We start from the raw sequence: 10,998 nt of genomic DNA on the forward strand, positions 1-10,998 counted from the left end.
TCACGTACAACGCCGCAGGCGAGGTCTCTCCAGCACACATCATCGCCACCGGCAGACAGGTGGCGGCCATGACCACCACCAGACTCGACGGCTCCAGGGTGTTGGTCGTGGCTGACGACGAAGCCGTGACGCTGTGGGACCTCGACTCCGAGAAGCTAGTGCGCCGGATAAACGGTCTAGGTGTGGATGCGCAGGCTCTGCGAATGATCGAGCCCGCTACCTGTGTCATCAGCGGCTTCCACGGTGTGCAGCGCTGTGACCTGAGCACAGGCGAGTACACCGACCTCACCCCCGCCGACGTCACAGACATCCCGGTAGTCGACAAGGACAGGATCCTCAGGTTCCGGGACAGCCGGTCGGGCTACAGATACACGGATCACCGCGACCTGCACGATCTATTCAGATTTTGTGCCGTTGCCCGCGCGAGCGGCACAGTCCTGGCCAGGACTGACGACGCCAACTCGATCATGCTCCATTTCATCTCCCTGGACACCGTGCGGAAGCTCGCCGCACATAGCACCGAGATCTCGGCGCTGGCGTCGGTGCCGACGCCTGACAGCGACCACTTGCTGGTGTCAGCGAGCATTGGCGGCACGATCCGGGTGTGGGACCCGGAAACGGGTATCCAGCTGCGGGTGTTCGTGCCCTTCGAGTCCACGACCGCATTGACCGGATTCATCGGGTTCGACGGCGGGCCGCGACTGGTGTCGGCGGACCGGAACGGACTCTTGCAAATCTGGGACCTCGGCATGGCTCCTGGCCGGAACACCGGCCCCGTGCTCACCCGAGGCTTCTCGGACCGCGTGTCCACAAAGGACCTGCTCGGCCGCGAGGCCGTCGTCGCCACGCTCGTGAGCTCGCTACGGCCGTCCGAGACCGATGACGACGACACCGGCCCGACCGTCATCACCGTCGAAGGCCCGTGGGGATCGGGCAAGAGCACGGTCCTCGACCTGGTCCGAAGACGTCTGCACGTCGAACACGGCGGCGAGGACGGCCACCGCAGGCTGACCGTGATGGCGGCGGACCGCCTGTTGCGCAAGGCACCCGACGAGCCGGAACCGACGGAACTACCGCCCGCTCGGGTCCCGCTGGTGGCGACGTTCAACCCGTGGCGCCACCAGTCGAGCGAACAGGTGTGGGCGGGCCTGGCGAAGTCGATCGTCGACGCCGCCGAGCGCACGATGCTCCGCGACCGGGACCGCCGCGAGCACTACTGGTTCACCCGCAACACCGAACGCATCGACCGCAGGCACACCCAGCGGGAGCTCTGGAAGCGGATCCGCTCTCCCCTGCTGTCCGCGGGTGTGCTGGGCCTCGGGCTGTCGCTCGTCGCGCACCTCACCAAGCTCGCCACGCCGTGGCCGTGGGTCGCCACCGCCGCGTTGTTCGCACTGGGCCTCGGACACACGGCGAAGCGCTACTGCTGGGACCGCGCGTCGGCGTTCCTCCCCGCCGAGCTGTTCACCGGCCCGGTCCGGAGCACGGCGTTCGCCTCCGGCCGGACCGGCGGCGACCTGAGCGTGCGGGATCCGTTCTACCAAGCCAAGTCCGGTTACCTGTACCTCGTGCAGCACGACGTGAAGGCCGTGCTGCGCAGCCTCGCCGAGCAGGGCACCCAGCTGATCCTGCTGGTGGACGACCTCGACCGCTGCACGCCGCGCACCACGGCCGAGGTGTTCGAGGCGATCAACGTGTTCCTCGCCGAGGACTTCCCGCGCACCCGGTTCGTGCTCGGCCTCGACCCGCTGGTGGTCGCGTCGCACGTCGACCGCGCGTACCAGGAGCTCGCCGACGCGGACATCGTCCGGCACCCGGACGACCCGAGTCCGGGGTGGACGTTCCTGCGCAAGCTCGTGCAGCTCCCGGTCCGCCTGCCGACCACGACCGACGACAACGTCGAGCACGTGCTCGAAGCCCACCTGGGCCCCGTGCACCGCGAGGAGCCCGTGGTGACGATCGCGGCAGCCGAGACCCCGTCGGTGACACCTCAGGAAGCCGAGGTGCGAACCACGTCCCCGGCACCGCGGCCGATCCGGTCACCGGTCCGCGCCGAGGCGGTGATCGTCGCGATCGAACGGGACGCGAAGGTGCGCGAGTACCTGTTGCGCAGGCTGGCCGCGCAGCAGGAGCACTCGGTGCGCGAGGAGAAGCGGCTGATCAACGTGTGGCAGTTCTACCTGCGCGTGCTGGCGTCGGCCGACGTCGAGCAGGCGTGCCACCTGGTCGTGGTCGCCGAGATCGTCACCCGCTGGCCCGCCTACCAGCACCTGCTGCGGCGCAACTGGCAGCTGTTCGCCGACTCCGTCTCCGACGACGTCGCGTGGGGTGCCGCGCTCGCGAAGGCCGGGTTCAAGCGGGCCGACGAGCGGGCCGCGACGAACCTCCGCGCACTGCTGCTCGACTGCGACGCGCAGGCCGTGGCGCAGCTCGCCGACAGATTGCTGTGAAAGCGGCTGACGGTCCGGCGGCGGAGAACCGGACCGTGCCGACCTACGGCGCGAGCGGACCGACGTCCGCCGTCGTGAGCGCCTTGCGGGACACCGAACCGCCGAACTCGTCCGCACCCACGTCGAGCTTGCCGGTGCGGGCGTGCGGGTCGAAGTCGGCCGTCACGTACGAGTACGTGCCCGCCGACGCGTCGATCGCCGGACTGCCCGCGCCGAGGTGGAACAGGCCGTTGGCGTCGCGCGTCAGCTTCGGGTCGACCGAGCGGTAGCCGGACGACGGGATGCTGCCAGCCGTGCCGCCCCACACGATGTTGCCCTCATAGCGGACCGTCGAACCGCTGCGCATGTCGACGAGCTTGCTCGACTTGCCCTGGATGACGTTGTTGGCCACCACGCAGTCCTTCGGCAGGAAGGCACCGCCGTCGCTGTCGACGACCGCGCCCGTGCCGATCAGCGTGTTGAACGCGACCGTCACGCGGTCCGGCCGGTCGTGCAGCTTCGACGTCGGGCCGCTGTCCGCCTCCTTGCCCGAACCGAACACCATCGCCCGGTCCCGCGTGTTCTCCACGTAGTTGTTGATGATCTTGTGATCGTTGCCGTGGAAGCGAATTCCGCTCTGGAACAACACGTTGCCCTCGACGACCGAGCGGTCGCCGTGGCGCAGCACCAGGAAGCCCTTGCTGTCGCGCATCGTGTTGTAGCGGACGATGTTGTCCGACGACTTCACCGAGATCGCCTCGGAGTCGCCGTTCGCCTTCTCGAACAGGTTGTGTTCGAGAATCGTGTTCGCGGATCCCTTCTGCCGCCAGCTGTTGCCGATCCGGACCGACTCGCCTCCGTTGCCACCGCTGAACTTGTGGTTGTAGAAGTAGTTGTGGTGCACCCACGACCGCTTGGCCATGCCGTTGGCGCCAGGACCCGAGATGTGCACGTACACGCCCTCGTTCGTCCTGTTCTGGAACATGTTGTGGTCGACCTCGGCGTCGTCGCCGCTGACCTCGACCCAGCCACCCGCGTCGTCCGGGATCACCGGCACGTCGATCTCGAGGTTGTTGCGCGTGATCCGGACCCGGTGCGAGTCCGGCGGGATGGCCAGCCTCCCCTTGTGCCGCAACGTGAACCCGGTCAGCACGACATCGCTCGCGCCGGAGGCGAACACGAAGCCCGCGCTGCCGCGGATCTCAGCCTTGCCGACGTTCGCCGCGGCCACGGTGATGCCGGACTTGCGGATGGTGATGGCCTTGGTGGAGGTGTAGACGCCGTCCGCCAGCTCGATCCGGGCGCCCGGCGCAGCGGCGTCGATGGCCGTCTGCAGTGCGGCAAGGCTGGTGACCGGCGCGACAGGCGCGGCGGTCACCAGACCTGCCAGCAGTAAGACCGCGCCCGCGATCACGGCGCACCCGGCCCGACATCGGCCTTCGTCAGCGCCTTGCGGGAGACCGAGCCGCCCTGCTCGTCGGCACCGACGTCGAGCTTGCCGGACCGCGCGTGCGGGTCGAAGTCGGTCGTCACGTACGAGTAGGTGCCGACGGACGCGTCGATCGCCGGGCTGCCCGCGGCCAGGTGGTACAGGCCGTTGGTGTCGCGCGTCAGCTTCGGGTCGACCGAGCGGTAGCCGGACGCGGGGATGCTGCCCGCGGTGCCGCCCCACACGATGTTGCCCTCGTACTTGACGGTCGAGCCGCTGCGGACGCTGGTGAGCGCACCGGAACCCTGGATGACGTTGTTCGCGACCACGCAGTCCTTCGGCAGGAACTTGCCGCCGTCGCTGTCGATCACGGGGCCCTTGCCGAGCACGGTGTTGAACGCGACCGTCACGCGGTCGGGACGGTCGTGCTCCTTGGACGTGGGCCCGCTGTCGGCCTCGCTGCCCGACCCGAACACGATGGCGCGGTCACGGGTGTTCTCCACGTAGTTGTTGATGACCTTGTGGTCGTTGCCGTGGAAGCGGATGCCGGTCTGGAACAGCACGTTGCCGTCGACGACGCTGCGGTTGCCGTGGCGCAGCACGATGAAGCCCTTGCTGTCGCGGATCGTGTTGTAGCGCACGATGTTGTCGGACGACTTGATCGAGATGGCCTCGGAGTCACCGTCGGCCTTCTCGAACAGGTTGTGCTCGACGATCGCGTTCGCGGACTTCGACTGCTTGTGGCTGTAGCCGAGCCGGATGGACTCACCGCCGTTCGCGCCCTTGAACTGGTGGTTGTAGAAGTAGTTGTGGTGGATCCACGAGCGCTTGGCTATGTCGCTGCCCGGCCCGGTGATCTGCAGGTACACGCCCTCGTTCGTGCGGTTCTGGAACGTGTTGTGGTCGATCTGGACGTCGTCGGCCCCCACCGACAGCGAGGCGCCGGACTTGTTGCCGGTGTAGGTGTTCCGGGTGATGCGCGTGGCCTGCGCCTCGGGCGGCACGACCATGCCGCCGTAGTTCTCGAAGACGAGACCCTGCACGGTGACGTCGCGGACGGCGCCGAGCGTGAACGCGCCGGAGCCGGTGATCACGGCGCCGCCGACGTGCTCGGCGGTGATCGTGACGCCGGAGGTGTTGATGGTGATGGGCCTGTTCGCCCGGTACACGCCGTCCGCCAGCTCGACCCGTTCTCCCGGCTGGGCGGAGTCGATGGCCCATTGCAGCGCGGACACGCTGGCCACCCGGACGGCATCGGCCGACGCGGGTGTGTGCACGCAGAAGGAAACAAGAACTGCCGCGCCTAGCGCGGCCAGTGAGCGGTACATCGCCAACTCCCGGAGTGGTCGTTGGCGGCGGTGATCTGACGCTACCGCAAGATGCCAGCTGGTGGGCTAGTGCGGAATAGGCCGAGCGCCACGTCCAGCGAGCGGACTCGGGGCAGATCGGGCACATCGCCCAGGTCGAACCACTTGGCCTGGTCCGTGCTGCCGCCCACCTCGTCCCGCAGCTCGCCGCCCACGATGCGGACCTCGTAGAGCACGCGCAGCGCGTGGTAGTCCCGCTCGGCCTCGTGCCGGAGCTCGGAGTCGATGCCGAGCAGCCGCTCGACCTCGATGTCGTGGCCGGTCTCCTCCTCGAACTCGCGGATCACCGCGTCGTGCGGGTGCTCGCCGTGGTCGATGCCACCGCCGGGCAGGATCCACTTCTTCCCGTCGGGTCCGAGCCACCGCGCCAGCAGAATCCGCTCGTCCTCGATGCACACCCCGTACGCGGCCACCCGCTGCTTCTGGACCCTCATGGACCCGAGCCTAGAAGGACGGCGGGATCCTCGTGTGCCATTCGGTGACCCGCTGGTAGGTGTCCGCGAGCGAGGCCAGCGCGTGCTCGGAGCGCGGCGGGCCCATCAGCTGCGCGCCGACCGGCATGCCGGACTCGCTGAAGCCGCACGGGAACGCGACCGCGGGCAGTCCGGCGAGGCTCGCCGGGAAGGTGAACGGCGTCAGCACCGGGACCAGCGGGACGCCGTCGACCTCGGAGATGCCGTGCGGCAGGTCGGTGACCGGCGAGGTGGGCGTCAGCAGGACGTCGACCCGTTCGAAGAGCGCCGCGTACTCGCGCTTGATCGCGGCGCGGACCCGTTGCGCGTGCAGGAAGTCCGTGATCGGCACGACCCGGCCGATGTCGAGGAACGCCTGGATGTCGTCGGCGAACGGGCCCTGGTCGCGGAACTCGGCGGCGGCTTCGGCGAACACCAGCACGGTGGCCGCGGCGGCGGTGACCTCCAGCGACGGCAGTTCGACGGGCTCGACGCGGGCGCCCAGGTCCTTGAACGTCTCGACGACGTTGGTGGTGTGCGGGTGCTCGACGACGCCGATGCGGACGTGCTCGGGGCTCAGCGAGCGCAACGCCGCCGTCCCGCCGAGCAGGACCTGGAGCAGCATCCAGCAGTCCCGCGCGGTGCGGGCCATCGGGCCGACCGCGTCGAACGTCGGCGCCAGCGTCATGACGCCCTCGCGCGGCACCAGCCCGTGCGTCGGCCGGATCGCCGTGGTGCCGCAGAACGCCGACGGCAGCCGCAGCGACCCGCCGGTGTCCGTGCCGAGCGCGGCGGGGACCTGCCGGGCGGCGAGCGCCGCGGCCGACCCGCCGGACGAGCCGGACGCCATGCGGTCCGGGTTCCACGGGTTGCGGGTGTGCGGCGTGGACACGCCGTACGCGATCTCGTGCGTGGCGGTCTTGCCGACGAGGATGCCGCCCGCCGCGCGCAGCCGGGCGACGACGACCGCGTCCCACGGGGCCGTGCGCCCGGCGAACACCGGGCTCCCCCACTCGGTCGCGAGCCCGTTCGTGTCGATCAGATCCTTGACGGCGAAGGGGATCCCGTGCAGCGGACCGGCGGGCCACGCGGCCTCGGCGACACCCGCCTGCGCGCGGGCCGCCTCGTCGCTCCTGCGCACGAACGCGCCGATCACCTCGTCCGTCGCGGCGATCCTGGCGAGGCACGACTCCAGCAGCTCCTGCGGCGACAGCTTGCCCTCGCGGATGGCCTGCGCGGCCTCCAGCGCACCCAGCTCGTGCGGCTGCGCCACGTCCGGCACCTCGACCGGCAGCGGGCTGCTGAACGGCAGTTTCCTCAGCTGCGGGGCCGGTGCGTCGTCCGCGCCGGCGACACCGGCGATCACCTCCGCCGAGCCGGTGAGGAACGGCAGCGCCCACTCGAGCCTGCGGACCCGGTCAGCTGTCGCGTCCATGCCGAGGAAGCGCGCCACCGCCGCGAGATCGTCAGCCCGTTGCGTTCTCATCCAGGCTGAGGCTAGCCGACCCTCGGCGCGAAACGACGGTTGAAGAAGTCGAAGTCGTACACGGTGCCGAACCGCGCCTCATCCGTCCAGCCGAGTGTCCGGAAGGGATCACCGGATGAGCCGCCGCCGGGACGCACGGACACGGTCTCGCTCTTGCCGTCGTACCTGACGTCCACCGCGAGCTCCCAGTCGTACTGGTGGTCCCGCGCGATGGCGAGAACATCGAGCACCAGCGGTTCGCCTTTCTCCAGGTACCGGAAGTTGACGTCGAGGTAGGGCCGGAGACCGTCGTCACCGCGCACCTCGGCCCTCGGCTCGGACGACGTGTCGAGGTCGAGGTAGACCTCGTCGAGTGTGCCCCCGCCCTGCGGCGGACCGAAGAGCAGCGTGCCGCGAGGTGGCTTCTCCTTCGCGAGCACCTTCGCCCTGACGTCGACCAGCTGAACCTTCTGCTCCCTGTTGCCGGTGAGGGTCACCTTCACGTGGGTCGACCCGACGCAGAGGTTGGGCTCGTTCGGCTTGTAGGTGGGGTTCACCCTCGTACCGCCCGAGGTCTGCGCCAGTGCCTCGAACTCCGGCCGCACCGGATCCGGGTGCCGGTGCTCGTCCAGCACCAGTTCGCCCTCGATCGCGGCGGCTTGCGCGGGCGTCAGGTCGTCGCGGAACACCCACGTGCCCGCGTCGAGCGCGAACGGCGTCACCTGCGCCAGCAGAGCGGGCGCGGACGCGAGCTGCTCGTCCTTGGCCCGGTCGACCGCGCGCTGCGCGTCCACCGCGGTCTGCGAGGTGCGCACCCACTGCACGAGCGCGATGATCATGCCGAGCACCGTCAGCGCCACGGGCAGCCAGAACTTCCAGGTCTTCTCACCGGTGCGCACCGGTGCCGGGCGTCCAGCTGTTCTCGGCCGTCTCCTGTTCGCCTTGTTTCTCCCCACGTCCTTGTTGTCGCTCGCCGAGGGACCCGTGCAACACGGTGGCGGCCGCTCAGAAAAAGTGATATCACTTAGCTAGTCATTCGATAGACATGAGGGGGCACGATGAGCGCGACGACGGACACCGTGGTTCGGATGCCGGCTCCGGTGGTGCGGGAAACGAAGGCTGTTGAGCTGCCCGGCATCGCGATGTTCTTCGCGGGCCTGGTGACGGTGCTGGTGGGCGCGGGGTTGTTCGTGCTCGGCATGGGTGACGGCGAGCCGGTGGTGGCGCTGGCCGTGTTCGGCCTGCTGGTGATCACCGCGGGTGCCGTGGTGCTCAGAGGGCTGTTCACCGTCGCGCCGGGCCAGGCGCGGGTGCTGCAGTTCCTCGGCAGGTACGTCGGCACGGTGCGCTCGGACGGCCTGCGCTGGGCGAACCCGTTGGTGACGCGGGAGAAGATCTCGACGCGGATCCGCAACCTCGAGACCGCGACGCTGAAGGTGAACGACGCCGACGGCAACCCGATCGAGATCGCGGCGGTCGTCGTGTGGCAGGTCGAGGACACCGCGCGGGCCCGGTTCGAGGTCGACGACTTCGTGCGGTTCGTCGGCATCCAGACCGAGACCGCGGTGCGGCACATCGCCACGAGCTACCCGTACGACAACCACGAGGAGTCGGGGCTGTCGTTGCGGGAGAACGCGGACGAGATCACCGAGACGCTGTCCATCGAGATCGCGGCGCGGGTCGAGTCGGCGGGCGTGCGGGTGATCGAGTCGCGGCTGACGCACCTCGCGTACGCGCCGGAGATCGCGCAGGCCATGCTGCAGCGGCAGCAGGCGGGCGCGGTCGTGGCCGCGCGGACGCGGATCGTGGAGGGTGCCGTGGGCATGGTCGAGCTGGCGCTCGCGAGGCTGGCCGAGCAGGACGTGGTCGAGCTGGACGAGGAGCGCAAGGCGGCGATGGTGTCGAACCTGCTCGTCGTGCTGTGCGGTGAACGATCGACGCAGCCCGTGATCAACACCGGATCGCTCTACCACTGATGGCCGAGCGCAAAAGCGTTCTGCTCCGGCTCGACCCCGCCGTGCACGACGCGCTGACCCGGTGGGCGAACGACGAGCTGCGCAGCACCAACGCGCAGATCGAGTTCCTGCTCCGGCGCGCGCTGGCCGACGCGGGCCGGTTGCCCGGCGAGGCGAAGCAGATGCCTCGCCGGGGCAGGCCGCCCAAGGAACAGCAATCGAGCCAAGAGCAATCGGGTTGACGAGGCTGCGACGGTGGGTGAATGGACGATCTGCCGACAGCCGACGCCCGTTCGCTCGCCACCTCGATCCGCAGGCTGTTCGAGGACTCGCACCGACTGCTCGCGGACACCTCGTCCGAGCTGGTCGCCGCGATCACCGGCCACATCGGGTGCCCGATGAGCCAGGTCCCGAACGTGACGGCCCGTTTCGAAGGCTGGGAGCACGTCAACGTGCACCGCGGGCTGGAGAGCTTCCTCGCGGAGCACTCGCCGGGTGCGGAGTGGTTCGGCATCGCGGGTAACCGCATGCACCAGTCGTTGATGGACATGCTCACGGGCGCGATGCACGGCGGCTACGAGCTCGGCGCGGTGGACTACGTGACGCTCGCGACCGGCCCGGACAGCGCCGAGGAGGCGGTGCAGTTCGGGCTGGTCCGCACGGTCGCCCCCGGTGGCGCGCCGGTCGTGCTGGCGGTGCAGGGCCCGCAGGAGGACCGCGGCGAGTTCCGCTGCGCGGTGCAGGTGCTGGCCGCGGACCGGGAGACCGCGACGCTCGCCCGTGAGGAGGTCGAGCGGCAGGTGCGTGCGCACGACGTGTTCCGCGGCCAGGTGCTCGCGTTCGGCATCAGCGAGCACCGCGGCAACCAGCTGCTGACGTTCCTGCCGCGGCCGTCGCTGCGGCCGGAGGACGTCGTGCTGCCGGACGGCGTGCTGCGAGCGATCGAGCGGCACGTGGTGCGGTCGGCGTCGCAGAGCGAACGGCTCCGCGCGCACGGCCAGCACCTCAAGCGCGGCCTGCTGCTGTACGGGCCGCCGGGAACGGGCAAGACGCACACCGTGCGGTACCTGCTCGGGCGGCTGGAGAGCACGGTGATCGTGCTCAGCGGTGTCGCGATGTTCCGGTTCCTGCGCACCGCCACCGCGCTGGCGCGACGGCTGGAGCCCGCCGTCGTGGTCGTCGAGGACGTCGACCTGATCGCCGAGGACCGGAACTTCACGACGTCCGGCAGCCCGGCGCTGTTCGAGCTGCTGAACGAGATGGACGGCATCGGCTCCGAGGCGGACGTGACGTTCGTGCTCACCACGAACCGCGTCGAGATGATGGAGCAGGCGCTCGCCGAACGTCCCGGTCGCGTCGACCTGGCGATGGAGGTGCCGCTGCCGGACGCCGAGTGCCGCGAACGCCTGCTGCGCCTGTACGCGTCCGATGTGGACCTCGACCTCACCGACGCGTCCGCGATCGTCACGGCGTCCGACGGCGTGACGGCGTCGTTCGTGAAGGAGCTGGTGCGGCGGGCCGTGCTGATCGCGCTCGACGAGCAGCCGTCGGCAGCGCGGGTGCGGCTCGACGAGTCGACGATCACGGCCGCGCTCGGTGAGCTGATGGACGAGCGGCAGGCGTTGACGCGCAGCATCCTCGGCGGCGGTGGACCGGCGGACCGCCAGCGCGCGACGGTGTCGCGCGCACCCGCCGCGGTGCGCCAGGCATTCGCTGTCCCGACAGGGGCCTCACCAGGCGTTTCACCTGCGTGAAACCGCTTCCATGACGGTTCCTCCTAATGAGTCGTGAGTCGCCCGTCGGGCAGACTCGGGTCTGGTAGCCGCTGGCAGGTGAGCACTCGTTCCTCCTGGACGTCTGAGTCCTGACGAAAGATCGTGCCCCTGCTGGTGGGCCGGGAG

General features: G+C 69.7%; 9 protein-coding genes. 4 read left to right on the forward strand and 5 right to left on the reverse strand.

Features of this window, described 5'->3' with window-relative positions:
• Positions 1 to 68: 68 nt before the first annotated feature.
• Complete coding sequence (locus tag FKR81_RS39550) at positions 69 to 2,450, forward strand: P-loop NTPase fold protein (RefSeq protein WP_186763448.1); 2,382 nt, start codon at positions 69 to 71, stop codon at positions 2,448 to 2,450.
• A gap of 43 nt (positions 2,451 to 2,493) precedes the next feature.
• On the opposite strand, the gene FKR81_RS39555 is transcribed toward FKR81_RS39550, so the two are convergent.
• From FKR81_RS39555 to FKR81_RS39575, 5 genes are read right to left on the reverse strand one after another with little or no spacing between them, the layout of a single operon-like run.
• On the reverse strand, positions 2,494 to 3,807 hold the full coding sequence (locus FKR81_RS39555) for a polysaccharide lyase 6 family protein (RefSeq protein WP_235922177.1): 1,314 nt from the start codon (positions 3,805 to 3,807) through the stop codon (positions 2,494 to 2,496).
• A 32-nt stretch (positions 3,808 to 3,839) separates the two neighbouring features.
• Positions 3,840 to 5,186, reverse strand: coding sequence for a polysaccharide lyase 6 family protein (locus tag FKR81_RS39560; RefSeq protein WP_146360123.1), 1,347 nt, complete (start codon positions 5,184 to 5,186; stop codon positions 3,840 to 3,842).
• Positions 5,187 to 5,227: 41 nt separating this feature from the next.
• Positions 5,228 to 5,659, reverse strand: coding sequence for an NUDIX domain-containing protein (locus FKR81_RS39565; RefSeq protein WP_146360125.1), 432 nt, complete (start codon positions 5,657 to 5,659; stop codon positions 5,228 to 5,230).
• Between the two features lie 10 nt (positions 5,660 to 5,669).
• Positions 5,670 to 7,163, reverse strand: coding sequence for an amidase (locus FKR81_RS39570; RefSeq protein ID WP_146360127.1), 1,494 nt, complete (start codon positions 7,161 to 7,163; stop codon positions 5,670 to 5,672).
• An 11-nt stretch (positions 7,164 to 7,174) separates the two neighbouring features.
• The gene (locus FKR81_RS39575; RefSeq protein ID WP_146360129.1) at positions 7,175 to 8,041 is read right to left on the reverse strand and encodes a hypothetical protein; all 867 of its coding nucleotides are present in this window, start codon (positions 8,039 to 8,041) and stop codon (positions 7,175 to 7,177) included.
• Positions 8,042 to 8,200: 159 nt separating this feature from the next.
• Here FKR81_RS39575 and FKR81_RS39580 point away from each other — a divergent pair, with 159 nt between their 5' ends.
• The 3 genes from FKR81_RS39580 to FKR81_RS39590 are packed head-to-tail and all read left to right on the forward strand — an operon-like array spanning position 8,201 to position 10,851.
• A complete protein-coding gene (locus tag FKR81_RS39580) occupies positions 8,201 to 9,118 on the forward strand; it encodes an SPFH domain-containing protein (RefSeq protein ID WP_146360131.1) in 918 nt (305 codons plus the stop codon).
• Positions 9,118 to 9,339, forward strand: a complete 222-nt coding sequence (locus tag FKR81_RS39585) for a hypothetical protein (RefSeq protein WP_146360133.1) — start codon at positions 9,118 to 9,120, stop codon at positions 9,337 to 9,339. The genes FKR81_RS39580 and FKR81_RS39585 overlap by 1 nt, the downstream gene beginning before the upstream one ends.
• A 21-nt stretch (positions 9,340 to 9,360) precedes the next feature.
• Entirely contained in the window at positions 9,361 to 10,851 is a 1,491-nt protein-coding gene (locus FKR81_RS39590; RefSeq protein ID WP_146360135.1) for an AAA family ATPase, read from the forward strand.
• Positions 10,852 to 10,998 lie beyond the last annotated feature (147 nt).

Origin of the sequence: Lentzea tibetensis, assembly GCF_007845675.1 — a bacterium.
Lineage (GTDB): Bacteria > Actinomycetota > Actinomycetes > Mycobacteriales > Pseudonocardiaceae > Lentzea > Lentzea tibetensis.

Bases quoted from the DNA above. Each gene is read 5' to 3' on its own strand.
- FKR81_RS39550 (WP_186763448.1), top strand. From the start codon at position 69: ATGACCACCACCAGACTCGACGGCTCCAGGGTGTTGGTCGTGGCTGAC.
- FKR81_RS39560 (WP_146360123.1), bottom strand. From the start codon at position 5,186: ATGTACCGCTCACTGGCCGCGCTAGGCGCGGCAGTTCTTGTTTCCTTC.
- FKR81_RS39565 (WP_146360125.1), bottom strand. From the start codon at position 5,659: ATGAGGGTCCAGAAGCAGCGGGTGGCCGCGTACGGGGTGTGCATCGAG.
- FKR81_RS39570 (WP_146360127.1), bottom strand. From the start codon at position 7,163: ATGAGAACGCAACGGGCTGACGATCTCGCGGCGGTGGCGCGCTTCCTC.
- FKR81_RS39580 (WP_146360131.1), top strand. From the start codon at position 8,201: ATGAGCGCGACGACGGACACCGTGGTTCGGATGCCGGCTCCGGTGGTG.
- FKR81_RS39585 (WP_146360133.1), top strand. From the start codon at position 9,118: ATGGCCGAGCGCAAAAGCGTTCTGCTCCGGCTCGACCCCGCCGTGCAC.
- FKR81_RS39590 (WP_146360135.1), top strand. From the start codon at position 9,361: ATGGACGATCTGCCGACAGCCGACGCCCGTTCGCTCGCCACCTCGATC.